Source organism: Micromonospora sp. NPDC049203, assembly GCF_043197215.1.
In the GTDB taxonomy this organism is placed as follows: domain Bacteria; phylum Actinomycetota; class Actinomycetes; order Mycobacteriales; family Micromonosporaceae; genus Micromonospora.
Genome location: NZ_JBICSV010000002.1, coordinates 463,573 through 482,779 on the forward strand (window position 1 = coordinate 463,573; position 19,207 = coordinate 482,779).

At 71.7% G+C, this 19,207-nt stretch carries 16 protein-coding genes; 8 read left to right on the plus strand and 8 right to left on the minus strand.

Annotated features, from left to right (window positions below; translation table 11 throughout):
• Positions 1-22: 22 nt before the first annotated feature.
• Positions 23-421 carry a hypothetical protein gene (locus tag ACGFIA_RS06625; protein WP_393258985.1) on the minus strand — a complete coding sequence of 133 codons (399 nt, stop codon included), beginning with the start codon at positions 419-421 and terminating at the stop codon, positions 23-25.
• Positions 422-822: 401 nt separating this feature from the next.
• Between ACGFIA_RS06625 and ACGFIA_RS06630 the strand changes: the two genes are divergently transcribed.
• The gene (locus tag ACGFIA_RS06630) at positions 823-2,880 is read left to right on the plus strand and encodes a caspase family protein (protein ID WP_357387235.1); all 2,058 of its coding nucleotides are present in this window, start codon (positions 823-825) and stop codon (positions 2,878-2,880) included.
• A gap of 57 nt (positions 2,881-2,937) precedes the next feature.
• On the opposite strand, the gene ACGFIA_RS06635 is transcribed toward ACGFIA_RS06630, so the two are convergent.
• Entirely contained in the window at positions 2,938-3,978 is a 1,041-nt protein-coding gene (locus ACGFIA_RS06635; RefSeq protein WP_357467994.1) for a DUF4034 domain-containing protein, read from the minus strand.
• A 41-nt stretch (positions 3,979-4,019) separates the two neighbouring features.
• Entirely contained in the window at positions 4,020-5,048 is a 1,029-nt protein-coding gene (locus ACGFIA_RS06640) for an acetylxylan esterase (RefSeq protein ID WP_393258988.1), read from the minus strand.
• Positions 5,049-5,109: 61 nt separating this feature from the next.
• Between ACGFIA_RS06640 and ACGFIA_RS06645 the strand changes: the two genes are divergently transcribed.
• Genes ACGFIA_RS06645 through ACGFIA_RS06670 form a run of 6 tightly spaced genes read left to right on the plus strand, consistent with a single transcriptional unit; the run spans position 5,110 to position 12,978 of the window.
• Positions 5,110-6,045, plus strand: a complete 936-nt coding sequence (locus tag ACGFIA_RS06645) for an ABC transporter permease subunit (protein WP_357387241.1) — start codon at positions 5,110-5,112, stop codon at positions 6,043-6,045.
• Entirely contained in the window at positions 6,042-6,968 is a 927-nt protein-coding gene (locus tag ACGFIA_RS06650; RefSeq protein WP_357387243.1) for a carbohydrate ABC transporter permease, read from the plus strand. Before ACGFIA_RS06645 ends, ACGFIA_RS06650 begins: the two co-directional genes overlap by 4 nt.
• A 39-nt stretch (positions 6,969-7,007) precedes the next feature.
• Positions 7,008-8,651, plus strand: coding sequence for an extracellular solute-binding protein (locus ACGFIA_RS06655; protein WP_357468004.1), 1,644 nt, complete (start codon positions 7,008-7,010; stop codon positions 8,649-8,651).
• A 6-nt stretch (positions 8,652-8,657) separates the two neighbouring features.
• On the plus strand, positions 8,658-10,184 hold the full coding sequence (locus ACGFIA_RS06660; RefSeq protein WP_357387247.1) for a xylan 1,4-beta-xylosidase: 1,527 nt from the start codon (positions 8,658-8,660) through the stop codon (positions 10,182-10,184).
• Positions 10,181-10,870: a hypothetical protein gene (locus ACGFIA_RS06665; protein WP_357468007.1), complete on the plus strand. Its 690-nt coding sequence runs from the start codon at positions 10,181-10,183 to the stop codon at positions 10,868-10,870. Before ACGFIA_RS06660 ends, ACGFIA_RS06665 begins: the two co-directional genes overlap by 4 nt.
• Positions 10,867-12,978, plus strand: a complete 2,112-nt coding sequence (locus ACGFIA_RS06670) for an alpha-glucuronidase (protein WP_357468010.1) — start codon at positions 10,867-10,869, stop codon at positions 12,976-12,978. Before ACGFIA_RS06665 ends, ACGFIA_RS06670 begins: the two co-directional genes overlap by 4 nt.
• Positions 12,979-13,044: 66 nt before the next feature.
• On the opposite strand, the gene ACGFIA_RS06675 is transcribed toward ACGFIA_RS06670, so the two are convergent.
• From ACGFIA_RS06675 to ACGFIA_RS06690, 4 genes are all read right to left on the minus strand, one after another.
• A complete protein-coding gene (locus ACGFIA_RS06675; protein ID WP_184686617.1) occupies positions 13,045-13,215 on the minus strand; it encodes a hypothetical protein in 171 nt (56 codons plus the stop codon).
• 76 nt (positions 13,216-13,291) lie between these two features.
• Entirely contained in the window at positions 13,292-13,504 is a 213-nt protein-coding gene (locus ACGFIA_RS06680) for a hypothetical protein (protein WP_357387253.1), read from the minus strand.
• 100 nt (positions 13,505-13,604) lie between these two features.
• Entirely contained in the window at positions 13,605-14,453 is an 849-nt protein-coding gene (locus ACGFIA_RS06685; protein ID WP_357468013.1) for a nuclear transport factor 2 family protein, read from the minus strand.
• 38 nt (positions 14,454-14,491) lie between these two features.
• On the minus strand, positions 14,492-15,502 hold the full coding sequence (locus ACGFIA_RS06690) for a sigma-70 family RNA polymerase sigma factor (RefSeq protein ID WP_393259316.1): 1,011 nt from the start codon (positions 15,500-15,502) through the stop codon (positions 14,492-14,494).
• Between the two features lie 540 nt (positions 15,503-16,042).
• Between ACGFIA_RS06690 and ACGFIA_RS06695 the strand changes: the two genes are divergently transcribed.
• Positions 16,043-17,476 carry an RICIN domain-containing protein gene (locus ACGFIA_RS06695; protein ID WP_357387257.1) on the plus strand — a complete coding sequence of 478 codons (1,434 nt, stop codon included), beginning with the start codon at positions 16,043-16,045 and terminating at the stop codon, positions 17,474-17,476.
• Positions 17,477-17,556: 80 nt separating this feature from the next.
• Here ACGFIA_RS06695 and ACGFIA_RS06700 read toward each other — a convergent pair whose 3' ends face one another.
• Positions 17,557-19,191, minus strand: coding sequence for an Ig-like domain-containing protein (locus ACGFIA_RS06700; protein ID WP_357387259.1), 1,635 nt, complete (start codon positions 19,189-19,191; stop codon positions 17,557-17,559).
• Positions 19,192-19,207: the final 16 nt, after the last annotated feature.

Here is a 19,207-nt window from a genome sequence, read left to right on the forward strand (position 1 = left end):
CCGTGTCCGCCTGACCACCACGTCAGCCGGCGACCGGGCCGGGCCCCGCCTTGGCGCCGACGATCTTCAGTGCGGCGGCCGCGATCCGGTCCACGTCGACACGCCCGCTCAGCACATCCAGCACCGTTTCGCCCGGGTCCGTGCCGGCCTGCTCGACATCGGTTGCCACGCTCCCCCGCCCGAAGACGGTGGCGAGGACGTCGGCCACCACCTCGGCCGCGGACTCGCCCCGCCCGATCCGTTCCTCGATCGCCTCGACGGCGTGGGCGGCGAGCCGGGTCAGCTCCGCGTCGACCCGCGGGTCCAGGCCGGCCGGCGAAAGCGGTGCGACCTGCCGCGACGCGCCGGGCGCGGGAGCCCGGCGAGCGACGGGCATCCGGGTCGCGTCCCGTTGCTGGGACCGCACTGCCGAAGCACCCACTGCGGCTCCTTCCAGAGCAGATTCGTCAGGGATGGTCTCCGATCGCGCCACGGCCGGCGGGATCGGACGGACACAGCCTGCCCCCGGTACGGGGCGTCACGCGACAACGCGGCCGCACCGCTGGGCCCGGGGAGCCACATTCAGTCTCTTCAGTGGATCGCTCCACATCGGTCGGACCCGGCGGCGGGGCCGGCCCGCGTCGCCGGAGGGTCATCCGGCGACGGGTCGTGAACCAACTCGACAAATGCCCCTCCGACGTCCACCTGTCCCCGATGTGGGGTCTTGCACCAGTGGCGATTCTGTGCAACGAGATCGTCGGCGGTCACCGGGGCGGCCGGTCCGTCAGATACCTGTGTCACCTCCGACGAATCGCTCGGCGGATCGGGAAGGGCGGGAACTCCGTGTCGTCGCTGTACGCGCTGCTGGTCGGCATCAACTCGTATCGGGCACCCGGGCTGAGCCGGCTCTCCGGGTGCCACAACGACGTCGGGCGGGTGGAACAGCTCCTCGACGCCCGGTTCGGATCCGGCCCGAAGGCGCACGTCCGGACGCTGCTCGACGAGCAGGCGACCCGGGCGGCGGTCGTCGCGGTGTTCCGCGAGCACCTGGGCCAGGCCGGCCCCGGCGACACCGCCCTGTTCTGGTTCAGCGGGCACGGCTCACGCTCGCCCCTGCCGCCGGAGCTGTGGTATCGGGAGCCCAGCGGCTGGTGCCAGACGCTCGTGTGCCACGACAGCCGGGCCGGCGGGACCGCACCGCCCGATCTCCTCGACTGCGAACTCCGGGTGCTGATATCGGAGGTCGCGGCCCGCGGCGCGCACGTCGCCGTCGTCCTCGACAGTTGCCACTCGGCCGGTGCCACCAGGACCGGCCCCAGCACCGACCCGCAGACGGATGAGGTGATCCGGATCGCGCCGGTCGCCTCTCGCTGGGCCGAGCCCGCCACGCGCCCGCCTGCGCTGGAGTCGCTGCTACCGGAGCTCGTCGCCGCGACGAACGATGCCGCCCTCGGCGGCGACCTCGCCGCCGGTAGCCGAGACGTCGGTCCGGACCAGGCCGGCGTCGACCACGTGGCGCTCACGGCGTGCCGCGACGAACAGCAGGCGTACGAGACCGGGCCGTGGAACCGGCGCAACGGCATCTTCACCCTCGGCCTGCTCGACGCCATCGAGCGGCTGGGCCCCGGTGCCACCTACCGCGAACTGATGGTCGCCGCCCGGTGCGCCGTCGAGAACGCCAGGGACCGTCAGGTGCCGACGCTGTACCCGGCTGACCACGACATCGTCGACCAGCCCTTTCTCGGTGGCGCGTTCCGGGCGCCGGCGGGCGCGCTCGTCATGCGGTTCAAGCGTGGCAGTTGGGAGATCAACGCCGGGTCGATCCATGGGATCAAGGCCGCGGCCGGCGACGACGTGCGGGTCGCCGTACACCTCGAGAACCCGGTACGCGAAGCGCGAGTGACCCGCGTACGGACCGAGGTCAGCGTCGTCGAACCCCTCGGCTGGACGCCCGACACCGGTCGCCAGTACGACGTGGTGCTCTCCCGGGTGCCGATGCCCGCGGTCACGGTGGCGGTCGGGGGGACGAGCCGGGACGAGCCGGAAACCGCCCGCGCCGTCATCGAGGCGATGCGGAACGCGGGGCCCGGCGGGTCCCCCTCACCGCATCTGCGGGTGGTCCCGCTCGACGGCTCGGAGACGATGCCCGATCTGAGGGTCTCCACCGGCGGCGGCCGCATTCGCGTTCTCTCCTTCGACGGTACGCCGTTGACGGACGACCTGACCCGCGCCGACGTGCACACGGTCGTGGACCGGCTGGAGCACCTGGCCCGCTGGCGCACCATCCGGAACCTGGCGAACCCGGTCTCCCGGCTCGCCGACGCGGTCAAGATCGAGGTGGTGGCGGCGGAACCGGGCGAGATCAGCGCACCGCGCGACCGGGCGCCGTACAAGCCCGGCGACGACGGGGCCGTCCTGCTGACGTACGCCCGCGCCGGCGACCGGTGGGCGCCACCGATGGTCTTCATCCGGCTCCGAAACACCAGTGACCGGCCGCTCTACTGCGTCCTGCTCGACCTGACCGACCGGCACGCCGTCCACCCGCACCTGTTCCCCGGCCGGATCATCGCACCCGGGAACTGCGGTGCGGCCTTCGACGGTGGCCTGGTCGCCTTTCAACTGCCCGAGGACCGCGCCGTCGAGCCCGGGGCCGAGACGCGCGACTACCTGCAGTTGCTCGTGTCGGAGGAGGAGTTCCCGGCCACGTCGTTCCACCTCGGCGCGCTGGGCACCCAGAGGGCCGTCGATTCGAGCCCGAGCCGCTCCGGGTCGTTCACCGGCATCCTCGACCGGCTGGGGATGACCGCCCTTCATCGCGAGGCGGTTCGCCCGCCCGCCGCGGCACCGGACTGGGCGAGCAGCGTCCTGACGGTACGCACGCGGGTGCCGGAGATCTCGTGAACGGCGGACAGCGCGGCCGAGACGTCCCAGTCGACGAGACGTCCCCGTCGTAGGCGGTCAGGCGGCGCGGCGGGCGCGGCGACGGGCGCGGAGGAAGACGGTGTCGCCCCGCTCGTCGCCCCACCACGCCCACGGAACGCCTGTCACGTACCGGCCGATCGACGCGAACACCGGTGCGGCCTCGGCGTCGCGGCCGGTGCGCGCCAGTCCGTACGCCAGGAAGTTCGCGTCGTCGAGCCAGTCGGCGTGCCGGGTGGCCGGCTGGTGGAACCACCGGGACAGCGCGTTGTCGAGATCCGATCGCATGACCGGATCCTGCCGCCACCGCTCGCTGATCTCGTCGGCGGTGCCGCCTTCGGGTTCGCGATCCTGCTCCCACAGTGCCCACTCCGCGGCGGCCCGCACCGGCAGCACGAGCAGTGGCGAGCCCGTGGGCGCCGTGGCGGCGACCGAGCGGGCGAAGCCGAACATCGCCTCGTGCGAGCCGCTCCACTTCCGGCAGTGGTAGGTCAGCCTGAGTACGTGGCCCTGATGGTGCCGGGGATCCCGCTTGGTCAGCTCGCGCCACGTCTCCTCGACGTCCTCCAGTGGCGCACTCTGGTCGATCATGAGGTCCAGCCGGTGCGCCCACGGCGTGGGGTCGTCCGGCGCGAGCCGCATCGCGAGATCGTTCACCTGCCGGGCCAGGCCCAGCAGGCGGCGGAACTCGGCCCACTGCTCCGGACGTACGCCGGCGGCCCAGTCGCCGCCGCGCACCTCCCACGCCCGGGCCATCAGGGAACGAGCACGGACGAGCTGGGCGTCCGGGTCGGCGGGCGCGCGCGAGGCCCAGCGATCGGTCCAGGCGGCGGTGGTGTCGACCCGGCCGGTCGTCTTGTCGATCCGGGATCCGAGCCCGCCGGCTGTCGACTCGGCCAGCACACGGACGTACCGTGCCCGGCGGTCGTAGTCGTCCCGCGTGGCGGCCAGGGCCTTCCGGGCCGGTCCGATGTCGGAGCCGTACCGCGCCTGCGTGCACGCCTCGCGCAGCACCGCGTCGTCCTGCGCCAGGTTGGGGTCGATCTGGCGGGTGAGCAGCCGCCACACGGTCGAGATCATGATCAGGATGGTAGATGTCGCGGGCCTCGCCGGTGTGCCCGTCAGCCGGCGGCCGTCGCGGCGGAACGGATCACCGCGTCGAGCCAGCGCAGCTGCCGCCGGACGTGGAAGGCCTCCCCGCCCTCGTGGCCGTTGAACGGGTACGTGTGCATCTCCCGTGGCGGCGTGGCCGATCCGCTCGCGGCGGCGTACTGGTTGTAGGCGGCGAAGCCGGTGCTCGGCGGGCAGACCTCGTCCCGCAGGCCGATCCCGAAGTGCGCCGGGGCGGTGGCCCGCCGGGCGAAGGCGACGCCGTCAACGTAGGACAGGGTGTGCCGGACCGACTCCTCGGCCTCGCGGTGCACCGCCAGGTAACCGGCGATCTCGCCGTAGGGGGAAGCCCCGGTGAGTTCGATGGCGCGCTGGATGTCGCACAGGAACGGGGCGGTGACCAGGAGCGCGGCGAGGCCGCCGACGAGGCCCGCCGCCGCGAGCGCGAGTCCGCCGCCCTGGCTGTTGCCCACCGCGGCGACGCGGTCCGGGTCCACCCCGGGCAGTGCGCGGACGGCGTCGATCGCGCGGACCGCGTCGGTGATCAGCCTGCGGTAGTGGTAGTCGTCCGGGGACAGGATCCCCCGTGTGGCCGGGCTGGGCCCGCCGGGCGCGTCGTGCGGGTCCGGGGTGTCGCCATGGCCGAACAGTCCGGCCTGCCCCCGGTTGTCCACCAGCAGGTGGGCGTAACCGGCCACCGGCCAGGTGAGCCGCTCGCCCGGCAGGCCCCGGCCGCGTCCGTAGCCGGGGTACTCCACCACGGCGGGCAGCGGCGTGGACACCCCCGCGGGACGGGTGTACCAGGCCCGGACCGGTTCGCCGGCGAAGCCGGCGAACGTCACGTCCCACACGTCGACCAGCCGCAGGCAGGTGGGTTCGGGGCGGGCGTCGACGAGCACCGGGGTGGCCCTGGCGGTGGCGAGGGTGGCGAGCCAGAACCGGTCGAAGTCGGCGGGTTCGACGACGTCCGGCGAGTAGCGACGGAGCTGGTCGAGGGAGATATCAATCGACGCTCTTGACACGAAGATAACGATACCCATAAATTTCCGAAAAGCTTACAGCGCATTACCGGAAAGTTCCGGCCGACGGTCAGTGGGGAGGATGAGCTTGGCATCCCCGACCCCGCGCGGTCGTCGTACGCCCTGGCGGCGGGCCCTGCGCCGGGACTGGCAGCTCTACTCGCTCGCAGTCCTTCCGCTGCTGTTCTTCCTGACGTTCCGCTACCTGCCGATGCTCGGCAACGTGATCGCGTTCCGGCGCTTCCAGCCGGGCGGCAGCCTCTTCGGCGAGTACTGGACCGGGCTGCGGTACTTCCGGTTGTTCTTCACCGACCCGACCTTCTGGAACGTGTTCACGAACACGCTCGTGCTCGGCGCGCTGACCCTGGTGTTCTGCTTCCCGCTGCCGATCGTGCTCGCGCTGCTGCTCAACGAGGTACGCAACCGCGCCCTCAAGCGGTTCGTCCAGTCGGTGTCCTACCTGCCGCACTTCCTGTCGATCGTGATCGTGGCCGCCATGGTCCTCCAGCTGCTGTCGGTGGACGGCGCGGTGAACCAGATGCTGCGCGCCGTGGGCGGCGAGCCGGTCCCGTTCATGCAGCAGGCCGGCTGGTTCCGGACGATCTACGTCTCCTCCGAGGTCTGGCAGACCGTCGGCTGGGGCACCATCCTCTACCTCGCCGCGCTCACCACTGTCGACGGCGACCTGTACGAGGCGGCCCGCATCGACGGCGCCAACCGGTGGCGGCAGACCTGGCACGTGACGCTGCCGGGGATCCGGCCGACGATGGTCACACTGCTGATCCTCAACATCGGCACCTTCATGGCCGTCGGCTTCGAGAAGATCCTGCTGCTGTACAACCCGCTCACCTACCCGACGGCGGACGTCATCTCGACGTACCTGTACCGGGTGGGCATCGTCTCGGGGAACCTCAGCTACGCCGCAGCGATCGGCCTGTTCGAGTCCGTGATCGGGCTGACGCTGGTGCTGTCGGCGAACGCGATCTCCCGGCGCACGGTGGGGACGAGCCTGTGGTGAGCACGCGCGCCCGCACGAGGGCGCCGGCCACCCGGCCGCGTGGCCCCCGGCCCACAGCGGGCTACCGGGTCTTCCAGGTGGTGAACGCCGTCGTCCTGACCGGCGTCGTGGTGGTGACCCTGTATCCGTTCCTCACCATCGTGGCCCGCTCGCTCAGCGACAACGCGTACATCGTCGCGGGTGAGGTGAACCTCGTGCCGCGGGGGTTCAACCTCACCGCGTACCGGGTGGTGACGTCGGACCCGACGTTCTGGGTCAGCTACCGCAACACCGTCTTCTACACGGTGGTCGCCACGCTCATCTCCGTCGTGCTGACCACCTGCTACGCGTACGTGCTGTCGAAGAGACACCTGCGCGGCCGCACCGCGCTGGTCGGGATCGCCGTGTTCACCATGTTCTTCACCGGCGGCCTGATCCCCAACTACGTCCTGGTCACCAGCCTGGGGCTGAAGAACACCGTGTGGGCGATCGCCCTGCCGAACGCCATAAACGTGTTCAACCTGCTGGTGATGAAGGCGTTCTTCGAGAGCCTGCCGGTCGAGCTGGAGGAGGCCGCCGCCGTCGACGGGCTGAACACGTACGGCACGCTGCTGCGGATCGTCCTGCCGCTGTCGAAGGCGATGGTCGCCACGATGGTGCTGTTCTACGCCGTCTCGTTCTGGAACTCCTGGTTCGCCGCGTTCCTCTACATGGACCGTCAGGACCTGCTCCCGGTGACCGTCTACCTGCGCAACCTCATCGCGGGCGCGACGGACGCCACGCAGACCGGCGGCGGCCTCGGCAGCGCGGGCGACATCGTCCAGTCCGCCGCCACCATCCAGTCCGTGACCATCGTGCTGACGATCCTGCCGATCCTCGCGGTCTATCCCTTCATCCAGCGGTACTTCGTCTCCGGGATCATGCTCGGCGCCGTGAAGGGATAGCCGCCCGCACCACACCCCCACCACCGGAAGGAAGAACCCATGGCCCAGCTGTCCCGGCGCCAGGTACTGCTCGCCAGCGGCGCGGCCGCCGTCGTCGCCCTGGCGGGTTGCGGCGACGACACCCCGGACAAGAAGGACCTCGACCGCAACCGTGCGGGCGCGATGGAGAAGTACGGCATCGGTGACCAGTTCAAGGCCACCGAGCCGGTCACGTTCTCGATCCTCTACAACAACCACCCGAACTACCCGCTGAAGCCCGAGTGGCTGTTCTGGACCGAGCTGGCCGGGCGGACGAACGTCAAGCTGGACCCGGTCGCCGTGCCGCTGAGCGACTACGAGCAGAAGCGCAGTGTGCTGGTCGGCTCCGGCGACGCCCCGATGATCATCCCGAAGACCTACCACCCGCAGGAGAACTCGTACGTCTCCTCCGGCGCCATCCTGCCGGTCAGCGACTACCTCGACCTGATGCCGCACTTCAAGGACAAGATCGAGAAGTGGAAGCTCCAGCCGGAGATGGACACGCTCCGGCAGGAGGACGGCAAGTTCTACCTGCTGCCCGGACTGCACGAGAAGCCCTGGCAGGACTACACCCTCGCGGTCCGCACCGACGTGCTGGAGCAGTTGAAGATCCCGTCCCCGACCACCTGGGACGAGGTGTACGCCATGCTCAAGGCGATGAAGGCGGCCCACCCGGACGTCATCCCGTTCTCCGACCGGTTCGGCAAGCCCAACCCGGCCGGCAACCTGCTGAACATGCTCGCCCTGGCGCACGGCCTGCCCGGCGCCGGCTGGAACTACCAGCCGACGAGCTGGGACGCCGGGGCCGGGAAGTACGTCTTCACCGGCGCCTCGGACGGCTACCGGCAGGTGGTGGAGTACCTCCACAAGCTGGTCGCCGAAGGGCTCCTCGACCCGGAGACGTTCACCCAGACCGACGACCAGGCCCGTCAGAAGCTCGCCAGCGGCAAGTCGTTCGTGATCAGCACAAACGCGCAGACGCTGGTGAACGACTACCGCCCGGACATCGCGAAGATCAACCCCGCCGCCCGGCTCGGCAAGATCCTCTTCCCGGTCGGGCCGGCCGGGCCGGTCAACCCGGCGAGCCGGCTGGAGAACGGCGTGATGATCTCCAGCAAGGCCCGGGACGGCAAGAACTTCGTGGCCATGATGCAGTTCATCGACTGGCTCTGGTATTCCGACGCCGGCCAGGAGTTCGCCAAGTGGGGCGTCGAGGGCACCACGTACGCCAAGGACGGCTCGGGCAAGCGCACCCTCGCCCCGGACGTCAACGTCATCGGCCTCAACCCCAAGGGCACCAAGCACCTGCAGAAGGACTTCGGCTTCTACAACGGCGTCTTCGCCTACGGGGGCAAGCTCGACCTGGTGCAGTCGTTCTTCTCGCCCGAGGAACTGGAGTTCCAGAAGGAGATGAACGCCCGCAAGGCCGCGTCCTGGGTGACTCCGCCACCCGCGCCGCTCAGTGACGAGGAGCGGGAGCAGACGACGCTGTGGGCGACCGCGCTGAAGGACCACGTCACCCAGAACACGCTGAAGTTCGCCCTCGGCCAGCGGCCGCTGAGCGAGTGGGACGCCTACGTCTCGGAGCTGAGGGGCAAGAACGCGCAGGCCTACACCGACCTGGTCAACAAGGCGTACGACCGGTACCGCAAGAACCACGGCTGACCGGCGATGCGCGAAACCGTTCCCGAGCGGCCCACCGGCCGGTTGACCGACGCCTGGCGTACCTGCGTCGGCACCGGCCGGTTCGACCTGGCCCTGCGACGCGACTACCAGGACTCGCTGGCGCTGGTGCAGCGGGACATCGGCTTCCGGCACATCCGCGGGCACGGGCTGCTCAGCGACGGCGTCGGCGTGCACCGCCCCTACACCTACCAGGGCGAGCGCCGGGTACGGCACGCCTTCACCTACGTCGACCAGGTCGTCGACGCCTACCTCGCCATGGGCATCCGGCCCTTCGTGGAGCTGGGGTTCATGCCCTCGGCGCTCGCCTCCGGCGACCAGACGGTGTTCTGGTGGCGGGGCAACGTGACGCCGCCCCGGTCGTACACCGAATGGGGTGACCTGGTCCGCGCCACGGTGGCCCACCTGGTCGACCGGTACGGCCTCGACGAGGTACGCGGCTGGCCCATCGAGGTGTGGAACGAGCCCAACCTGACGGCGTTCTGGCAGGGCGCCGACCAGGACGCCTACCACCGCCTGTACGAGGTGTCGGCGCACGCCGTCAAGGACGTCGACGCGGCGCTGCTGGTCGGCGGCCCGGCCCTCTCCCCCGGCGCCGACGAGTGGCTCAAGCCGTTCGCCGAGTTCGTCACCGACCGCGACGTGCCAGTCGACTTCGTCAGCCGGCACGCCTACACCTCCGGCCCGGCGCGGCACCTGCCGTTCGGCACCCGGCAGACCCTGGCCCCCGCCGCGGACCTGCTGGAACAGTTCGCCGCACCCCGCCGGCACCTGGCCGGCACCGCGCTGGCCGACCGTCCGGTGCACATCACCGAGTTCAACTCCTCGTACCGGCCGGACAACCCGATCCACGACACGGCCTTCCACGCCGCCTACCTCGCGCCGGTGCTGGCCGGCGGCGGGGACCTGGTCGACTCCTTCTCCTACTGGACCTTCAGCGACGTGTTCGAGGAGGAGGGGGTGCCCACCGCGCCGCTGCACGGCGGCTTCGGACTGCTCACCCACCGGCAGATCAAGAAACCCACCTACCACCTGTACGCGTTCATGGCCCGGCTCGGCGACGAGGTGCTCGCGCGCGGCCCGGACCACCTCGTCACCCGGCACCCCGACGGCCGGGTCGCGGCGCTGGCCTGGGCCCCTGTCGACGTCACCGGCCGGGAGCCGGCGCCCGAGCGGCACACCCTGTCGCTGTCGGTCCCGGTCGGCCCGCCGGGCACCACGTCGGCGTTCCTGCTCCGCTCGTCGGTGAGCGAGGACGCCGGCAACGCCTGGGCCGCCTGGCGGGAGATGGGCGGCCCGCACTCGCCCCGGCCCCGGCAGCTCGACGCGTTGCGCGAGGCGGCCGAGCCGGCCCGTACCCATCGCGCCCTGCCGGTCGCGGCCGGGCGGGCCGACCTGGACCTCGTCCTCGCCCGGCACGAGGTGACCCTCGCCGAACTGACGCCGGTGGTGGACGAGACCCCGCCGTGGTGGGACGACGACCGGTTGCTCGACCCGCCCGGGGAGCAGGCGTGAGCCGCGCGACCGGCGGGCTGCGGGAGTTCGGCGACGGGCCGTTGTCGCGGGCCGCCGCGACGGTCCACACCCTGCTCGTGGTCGAGCTGCTGCTCCTGGCAAGCGTGCTGCCCGGCCTCGCTGTGCTCGTGCTGCTCGACCGCGACAGCAGCAACCTCCCGCTGGTCGCCGCCGCCGCGCTGCCGCTCGGTCCGGCGGTCTCGGCCGCGCTGCACACGCTGCGGCACCAGCGCCCCGACCTGACCGACCTCCGTCCCGCCGCCGCGTTCCGCCGGGCCTACCGGGCCAACCTGGCGGGCGTGCTGCGCGTCTGGGCGCCGACGCTGCTGTGGCTCGCAGTCATCGCTGTCAACCTGGCGAACCTGCCCGCCGCCGCCGTCCCCGGCTGGTGGGCCGTGCCGCTTGTGGTGGTCGGCGCGGGGGTGATCCTGGTCGGGGTCAACGCGCTGGTGATCGTCTCCCTGTTCGCCTTCCGCACCCGCGACGTGCTGCGGCTCGCCGTCTACTACCTGGCGCGCAAGCCCGGCGTGACGGTCGGCAACGTCGCGCTGCTGGCCGCCGCCGCCGGCGTCACCGCGGTGTTCTCCGAGGCGGTGCTGGCCCTGTTCGCCGCGCTCCTGGTGCTGGCCCTGCTGCGGATCGGCGACCCCATGATCGATGACATCCGGGCGGAGTTCACCGCGTGAGCGTCCCGGTCGCCGGCCGCGCGTCGGCCGACAGCGGCGAGTCGGCCTGGCACGCCGCCTGGCTACCGCCTGCGGCGTTCCGCGAACTCGGCTCCCGGCCGGTGCTGGTGCACGGCGACGGGCCCCTGGTCGACACCGTCATCGACGAGGTGAGCCGGGCCTGCGCCCGGTACGGCGGGCGGCTCTGGCACGGTCCACCGTGGCCCGTCGACGCGGACCTGGTGCTGGCCCTGCGCGGGGCCGGCCCGGTGCCGAACGCGGCGGCGGAGACGGCCCGGCTCGATGCGACACCGGCGGTGAACGGCACCGGCGACGGCTCCCTCGGCGACGAGGGGTACCTGCTGGCACGGGTGAGCGGCGTGACAGTGGTCCTGGCCGACGCGCCGGCCGGCCTGTTGTACGGGATGTTCCACGTCCTCCGGCTCGGCGCGGCGGCCTTCCACCGCGACCTTCCGGCGCGGCGGCACCGGCCGGCACTGGACCGGCGGATGCTCGACCACTGGGACAACGTGGCCGTACACCCGGTGTCGGGGCAGGTCGAGCGGGGCTACGCCGGTGGTTCCCTGTTCTGGCGCGACGGCGCCGCCCGGCGCGAGCCCGCCCGGCTGCGCGACTACGGACGCCTGCTCGCCGCCTGCGGCGTCAACGCGATCACCGTGAACAACGTCAACGTGCACGACACCGAGGCTCTACTGCTGACCGACCGGCTCGGCGACGTCGCGGAGATCGCCGAGGTGCTCCGCCCGTACGGCATCCGGGTGCATCTGGCGGTGACCTTCGCCGCCCCGGTGGTCCTCGGCGGCCTGCCCACCGCCGATCCGCTGGACGAGCGGGTACGGGCCTGGTGGGCCGCCGCCACCCGGCGGGTCTACCGGCGGATCCCCGACTTCGGCGGATATCTGGTGAAGGCCGACTCCGAGGGCCGGCCCGGCCCGTTCGCGTACGGGCGCGACCACGCCGACGGCGCGAACCTGCTCGCCGAGGCGCTCGCCCCGCACGGCGGCGTGGTGCGCTGGCGGGCGTTCGTCTACGACCACCACCAGGACTGGCGGGACCGGTCGACCGACCGGGCCCGGGCCGCACACGACCACTTCGCGCCGCTTGACGGACGGTTCGCCGACAATGTGATCGTCCAGGTGAAGTTCGGCCCGATCGACTTCCAGCCACGCGAGCCGGTGTCCCCGGTGCTCGCCGCGATGCCGTCCACCAGGCTGGCGGTGGAGGTGCAGGCGACACAGGAGTACACCGGCCAGCAGCGGCACGTCTGCTACCTCGCGCCCTGGTGGAGCGAGGTGCTGCGGTTCCGGCCCCGGGGCGCGGCCGGCGGCACGATCGCCGACGTGGCGGCCGGCCGGGCGGGCACCGGTGGCGGCCTGGTCGCCGTGGCCAACGTGGGCGACGACCCGTTCTGGACCGGGCACCCGCTGGCCCAGGCGAACCTGTACGCCTTCGGCCGGCTCGCCTGGGACCCACTGCTGGATCCCGCCGCGATCCTCGACGAGTGGATCGACCTGACCTGGCTGCCGGTCACCACGGGCGATCCGGATCTGGTGCGGCGGACGACGCACGCGATCATGGACGATTCCTGGCGTACCTACGAGCGCTACACCGCCCCGCTCGGCGTCGGCTTCATGGTGCGGCCCGGTCACCACTACGGCCCGGACGTGGACGGCTACGAGTACACCCCGTGGGGCACCTACCACTTCGCCGACCGCGACGGCGTCGGGGTGGACCGGACCCGGGCGACCGGGACCGGCTTCACCGGCCAGTACCCGCCGCCGTGGTCGGAGGTGTACGAGTCACGCGAGCGCTGCCCGGACGAACTGCTGTTGTTCTTCCATCACGTCCCGTACCGGCACGTGCTGCACAGCGGCAGTACCGTCATCCAGCACATCTACGACACGCACTTCGCCGGGGTCGAGGAGGTGGCGTCGATGCGGGAGCGGTGGCGGCTCCTCGCCGGGGCGGTCGGCCCCGCCGTCCACGAGCGGGTGGCCGAGCGCCTCGACGAGCAGTACCGCAGCGCCGTCGAGTGGCGGGACCAGATCAACACCTACTTCTTCCGCAAGTCCGGCGTGCCGGACGCGCACGGTCGCCGCATCCACTGAGCCGGCGCGCTCACCAGGGGTGCCCGGTGCCGTCCTCGATCTTCTGGATGTCCCGGCACCGGCCGGTCAGGCCGGTTCCGGTACGCCCCCGGGCTCCCCGTCGTCGGGCATCGGCTCGACCGGGGCCTCGGGCAGCTCGCCCGGCGTGTCCGGGAGGAGTTCGCCGGGGTCGTCCGGTACGTCCTCACGCGGGTCGATCGGCGGGTAGAGCTCGGGATCGAGGTCGGGGTTGGTCATCGGCCCAGTATCCGACGCCTCAGCCGATACCGCCCGCCGAGCACACCAGCCCTTTGCCCCCGCGGTCCACGCGCGGTCACGGGGTCTCACCGTCGCCGACCGAGGAGCGGTCCGCCGGCTTGCGCAACCACAGCCACACCCCCGCCAGCAGGCACGCCGCGCCGCCGATCGCGACCGCCGTCTCGGCCGGTTCGGAGAGATCGTCGAGGAACGGGAAGGTGCGGGTGGCCGCCATCGCCAGCAGCCCGATCAGCAACAGGAGGCCGGCGGCAATGCGCTGGAGAGTCATGCGCTTCATTGGATCATGCCGTCGCCACGGCCCGCGGGCGCCGTCGCCCCGGTCGTTGCCGAGTCACCGCGGGCGGAACCCGTCGGCGGACACGGCGCCGCTACGGACGCAGATCCGTCCGCGCCGTCCCGGTCGAGGGGTCGTACGGGTAGGAGAGGTGCTGGTGGGTCATCAGCCAGGCCCCGTCGCGCCGCTGGAAGACCCGGGTGCCCCGCGACCAGCTCTCGATCGGCGGACCGCCGCCCGGGCGTACCGAGACGCGGTTGAGGCCCCACGCGACGGCGAGGTCGCCGTCGACCACGATCGTCAGGTCGGGCACGTCCCAGGCGACCGCTCCGTCACCTGACGCCGCCAGGCCCGCCGCGCAGACCTCGCGGACCGCGTCCACGCCGACGTATCGCAGCGGCTGGTCGTGCTCGTACGAGACCACGTCGTCGGCGACCGCATCCATCAGGGCATCGAGGTCCTTGGCCGCGGTGCCCTCGAACCAGCGCTGGTGGAGCCCGCGTACCTCCGCCTCGGCGGCGGCCGCGTCCGAGGCCGCCTCGACGGCATCGGCGAGCGGGAAGGAGTGGTGTTCGTGGGTGACGACCCACCGGCCCTCCCGCCTCCGCAGACCGAACGTCAGCCGCAGGCGGTTCGCCGGACGTGCGGCGAAGTCAGCCGCCGTGCCGCAGCGCACGAGCGCGTACGCGAAGGCCACGTCCTCGCCTGCGACGACGTCCAGCGACTCGACCTCGAACGACGCGCCCTGCGCCTGCCACCCGAAGAACGGCGGCCAGATCTCCCGGTAGGCGTCCAGCCCGCGCACGCCCTCGTACGGCGGCGGCACGTCGAACATCACCATGTCCTCGGCATGGTCGGCCAGGACGCCGGCGAGGTTCCCGTCATGAACCGCGGCGGCCCATCGCTCGACCACGGCCCGGATCTGTTCTTCGTTGCTCGGCATGTCCGCTCTGCCCTTCGTGGCTGGTGCACCCGTCAGGACTACAACCCTGGCCGAACCGCGTACTCATCGCGTCCGCGCGAACTTTCCGGCAGCCGCTCCGGTAGGTCGAAGGCGGGCAGGCGCGCGTCGAGGAACGAGACGACCTCAGCCACCCGGCGGCCCCGCAGCACGAGCAGGTCCAGCCCCGCCGGCAGGTAGGCGGCTGCCGTGTCGTTCCACAGGTACGTCCCGAAAGCGAGCTGCCCGTTGGCGCTCGTCGGCAGGAACCGCCACCTTCGCCCACCGGTGACCTCGGCCAGGAAACCGCGGAGCTGCTCATGACCCTCGTACCAGACGGTCAGCGGCGGCATCGAGTACCGCGCGTCCCGCGTCAGCATCGCCACGATCGTCTCGACGTCCCCGGATTCCCACGCCGCGGCGTACCGCCTGGCCACCTCCCGCTGCCCCGCGTCGCCCAACTCGGCGAGGATCCGCTGCTGACTGCCGGACGGCGTCAGCCCGGCGACGATCCGGCGGGCCCGCTGCGTCGCGCTGTTGACCGCGGCGACCGTGGAGACCAGCATCCCGGCGGTCTCCTCGGCGGAGTAACCGAGAACGTCTCGCAGCAGCAGAACGGCACGTTGTCGCGGTGGCAGATGCTGCAACGCGGCGACGAACGCGAGTTCCATGGTCTCCCTCGCGATCACGTGGGCCTCCGGATCCGGTCGAACGGGCGGGGCCGCGATGCGGTCCGGATACGGTTCGAGCCAGCTCACCTCGGCCCGGGACACGCCCTGGGCGGTGAAGTCGGTGGGCAGTTCGCGCCGCCCGCGCGAGTGGAGGAGCGAAAGCGCGCGGTTGGTGGCGATCCGGTAGAGCCATGGCCGGATCGAATGCCCCTCGAACCGGCTGACAGCCCGCCACGCCCGGTCCATGGTGTCCTGGACCGCGTCCTCCGCGTCGTGGAAGGAACCGAGCATCCGGTAGCAGTGCGCACGGAGCTCGTCCCGCAGGGGTGCGACCAGACGACTGAAGGCCGCGCCGTCGCCCGCACGCGCCGCCGCCAGCATCCTCACCGTCGCGTCGCCGCCCGACGGACCGGTTTCCGTGGATGGTTCGCCCTGGCTCACCCGTCTCAATCTACTGCTGGGCACCGATCGAACACGGCGCTCCCGCACCCCACCCCGGTGGCGGCCGGTGGGGCCGGATCACGAGAGAGAGCGATATTCGTCGATTCCTTGACACCCCAGACGCGGTCGCCAACACTTGTCCGCAACGCGCACTTAACAATCAGAAGCATGGTGCCGCCTCGGCGTGACCCGCCGGAGCTGCTCGCGCGGCACGTCAACCACCGCCAAAGACCAAGAAGCCCGGGTTGCTGGGGACGCAACGGTGTTAGCGCTAACAATGCCGGCGTTCCCGGAGGACCTCATGGCTGCCGCACCACGGCGGGCAGCAGCGGCTCCGGCAGCCTGAGCTCGAACCCAGAGAGGCTGGATCACGTGACCGACCACTTCCTGACACGGATCACGTCGTCGAGGCGCCATGCAACGGGACAACCGCGGCGCACCCGGTCGTTACGCCGGCTGCTGATCGTGCCGGTGGCCGCGATGACGGCGATGGTCGGCGGCGTCGCCGTCATGTCGTCGCCGGCCATCGCCGCCACCAACCAGTTCCGGGGCATGAACTGGGCCGTGTTGGGCGACAACTTCAGCACCGGTCCCCTCGTCGTGCAGGGTCTGAGCTCCTCCGACAGCAACGCCACGGTGCGGGCCAAGGCCAACGCCCTCTACGACGACATGGCTTCCACCATGGGGGTCAACACCGTCCGGCTGCCCGTCAACACCCACACGGTGGGGACGGCCTGGTGGGACGCCTACCGGGGCGCCATCGACGCCGCCACCGCCCGCGGGTTCAAGGTCATCCTGGCCTACTGGGAGGACGGCGCCGCCTCCGGCGGCAGGATCACGAACCTCTCCGCGTGGAACACGATGTGGTCCACTGTGACGAACACGTACGGCTCGAACCCCAACGTCTACTTCGAGCCGATGAACGAACCCCACGGTTACAGCTCGACGGAGTGGCGCAACGTCGCGGCCAACTGGCTCAGCTACCACTACTCGGCGGCGCCCAGCCGGGTGCTGATCGGGGGCACCGGCTTCAGCCAGGACCTGCGGGACATCTGCAACGACACCCGCTTCAACTCGACGTTGCTCTCGTTCCACTACTACGCCTTCTTCTACGGCGCGATGACCTACGACGCCTTCCGGAGCCACATCCAGACCCGCCTCGGCAGCTGCGCCGACCGGGCCGTCGCCACCGAGTTCGGCGCGCCCATGAGCGACGGCCGCAACTACGCCGACGCGAACAGCACCGACAACTTCGTGCGTTACATCCGCGCCATGGCCCAGGTCATGCGCGACAACCGGATGGGCGGCACCTACTGGCCCGCGCTCGGCGGCAAGCCCGGCACGATCGGCTACGACTGGTACTCGATGTACTCGCTCAGCGGCGGCGGCACCGACCTCCATCTGACCGTCCGCAACACCTCCGGCGCCGACCAGGTCCGCTACGGCTGGGGCGACACCGTCGGCGGCGGCCCCACGACGCCGCCGCCGTCGACGGACACGTTCTACCGGGTCGTCGTGCGTCACAGCGGAAAGGCCATGGACGTCCAGGCACCGAACACCGAGAACGGCTCGCGCGTCGGCCAGTACACGTACAACGGCAACGCGTGGCAGCAGTGGCAGTTCCAGGACGCCGGCAGCGGCTACTGGCGCCTGGTCAGCCGCAACAGCGGGAAGTGCCTCGACGTGGTGAGCGCGTCCACAGCCGACGGCGCCGAGCTGATCCAGTACACCTGTGGCAGCGGCACCAACCAGCAGTTCCAGATGGTCGCAGCCGGCAGCTACTTCCAGCTCCGGGCACGGCACAGCGGCAAGTGCGTGGACGTACCGGCCGCGTCGACGGCGGACGGTGTGGTCCTCAAGCAGTACGCGTGCAACACCGGTGCCAACCAGCAGTGGTCGCGTACGAGCGTCTGACCGGCCCTACGGCCGCTGCCGGCAGCAACGGGCCGGGTCGAGCGGGCCCGTTGCTGCCGGTGTGGCTCACCCTCCCCCGGTCACCGGCGCAGGTGGCCGATGCCGTGCTGATCCAGCCAGGCGACCGTCCGCGGCACGAACGTCGGCGCCGCCGGGCCGGCGCTGACGTCGGTGGCGATCAGCGGTACCTGGGCGGCGACCGGGAGCAGGGTCGACCGCCAGCAGGCGGGCGTGGCGCAGGCCGAACGGTCGTCGACGCGCCAGGCGGCGGCCACGCTGCGGCCGTCCGGGTCGGCCGGGCGGTATTCCAGCCACCGGCGCAGGTCGTTACCGCCGTCGACCCCGGCGGCGAGGACCAGGTTGAACGAGCCCTGGACGCGAAGCAGGCGAATCTGCTCCTGTACGCCGAAGGGCGGCAGGCCGGTGCCCGAGCACGCGGGGCCGCCGTCGCGCCAGCAGGCCCAGACCGTCGCGGGATCGGCGCCGCCGGCCGCCGGGAAGTCGTACGGCGAGATGTCGAGGACCACCGCGTTGTCGTCACCGAACACCTCCGCCGCCGCGCTCCAGAAAGTACGGGCGGCGAGAGTGTCGCTCTGGCGCAGGGACACGATGGGTGTGATGCCGGCCCGGATGAGCCGGTCGACGTACCGGGCCGCCTCGTCGAGGTACCCGACGCGGTTCTGCCTGTCGGCAGGGCTGCCGGTGTAGACGTAGCAGGCGTCGCTCAGCACGACCCGCACCGCGTTGACGCCGCGGGCCCGCAGCGCGCCCACTGACGCGTCGTCGACCGGGCCGTCCCAGCGAACCGGTCCCCAGGCGCACTCGCCGGGCAGGGCCGACCGGATGATTCCACGCGGCCGGTACGGCCTCGGGTCGGCGGTGACGGTGAGGATGCGGTTGCCGAATGCCTTCAGCGCGGACGCGGCACCGGGTGCCCGCGGCGGGAGCACCCGGATGCCGCGGACCTCGGCGGTGGCCTGGGCGCCGCCGCTGTCGAAGGCGGTGGCGGTGACGCGGGTACCGCTGTTGGGCGGCACGCCGCGCCAGTCGAACGCGTACGGCGCGGTGGTGTCCACGGCGAGCAACGTGCCGCGCTCCCGGAACTCGACCCGCTCGATCCGCCGGCCGGCCGCCGCAGTGGCCTCCGCCCGGATCGGGATGACGCCCGGCGCGGCGAAGAAGTCGTTGGGCAGGGGCGAGGTGAGCGCCACCGACGGCCCGCCCGGCAGAGGGCTGGGCCGCGGGCTCCCGGAGGCTGCCGGCGACGACGAGCCGGTCGGGCCGGCGACGTCCGCGTCGCACGGCTGGCCGCTCAACATCCAGTCGGTCGGCTCGGGATCGGCACCCCGGTAGTTGCCGCCGAACCGCACCGTCACCGAGGCGCCGGTCGGCAGCGTGGACCCCGCCGGGGGGCGGAGCATGGTTACCGGGTACATCTCGCCGCTGCCCAGCGTGTATCCCTCCGGCAGCCGGTCGAGGCCCATGGTGATCGTCTGACCGCTGGCCTGCCGGAACCGCAGCCACCAGTCGGTGACGGGAGAGCCCAGATTGGTGAGGGTGAGCTCGGCCCAGAAGCCGGTGGACCACTCACGGGTGATTGTGTAGTCGACCGTGCACACGGGCGCGGCGTAGGCCGGCCGCAGCACCATCGTCATGGTCCCGCCGACGACAACAGCTGCGGCTGCGGCCAGCGCGAGGATCCTCCGTCGCATCATGCCCCCATGTATCGAC

What these genes read in the sequence shown, in the direction of transcription:
- ACGFIA_RS06635 (WP_357467994.1), bottom strand. Translation starts at nt 3,978, where the DNA reads ATGATCTCGACCGTGTGGCGGCTGCTCACCCGCCAGATCGACCCCAAC.
- ACGFIA_RS06640 (WP_393258988.1), bottom strand. Translation starts at nt 5,048, where the DNA reads ATGGGTATCGTTATCTTCGTGTCAAGAGCGTCGATTGATATCTCCCTC.
- ACGFIA_RS06645 (WP_357387241.1), top strand. Translation starts at nt 5,110, where the DNA reads ATGAGCTTGGCATCCCCGACCCCGCGCGGTCGTCGTACGCCCTGGCGG.
- ACGFIA_RS06655 (WP_357468004.1), top strand. Translation starts at nt 7,008, where the DNA reads ATGGCCCAGCTGTCCCGGCGCCAGGTACTGCTCGCCAGCGGCGCGGCC.
- ACGFIA_RS06660 (WP_357387247.1), top strand. Translation starts at nt 8,658, where the DNA reads ATGCGCGAAACCGTTCCCGAGCGGCCCACCGGCCGGTTGACCGACGCC.
- ACGFIA_RS06675 (WP_184686617.1), bottom strand. Translation starts at nt 13,215, where the DNA reads ATGACCAACCCCGACCTCGATCCCGAGCTCTACCCGCCGATCGACCCG.
- ACGFIA_RS06680 (WP_357387253.1), bottom strand. Translation starts at nt 13,504, where the DNA reads ATGACTCTCCAGCGCATTGCCGCCGGCCTCCTGTTGCTGATCGGGCTG.
- ACGFIA_RS06685 (WP_357468013.1), bottom strand. Translation starts at nt 14,453, where the DNA reads ATGCCGAGCAACGAAGAACAGATCCGGGCCGTGGTCGAGCGATGGGCC.
- ACGFIA_RS06690 (WP_393259316.1), bottom strand. Translation starts at nt 15,502, where the DNA reads ATGCTGGCGGCGGCGCGTGCGGGCGACGGCGCGGCCTTCAGTCGTCTG.
- ACGFIA_RS06695 (WP_357387257.1), top strand. Translation starts at nt 16,043, where the DNA reads ATGACGGCGATGGTCGGCGGCGTCGCCGTCATGTCGTCGCCGGCCATC.
- ACGFIA_RS06700 (WP_357387259.1), bottom strand. Translation starts at nt 19,191, where the DNA reads ATGATGCGACGGAGGATCCTCGCGCTGGCCGCAGCCGCAGCTGTTGTC.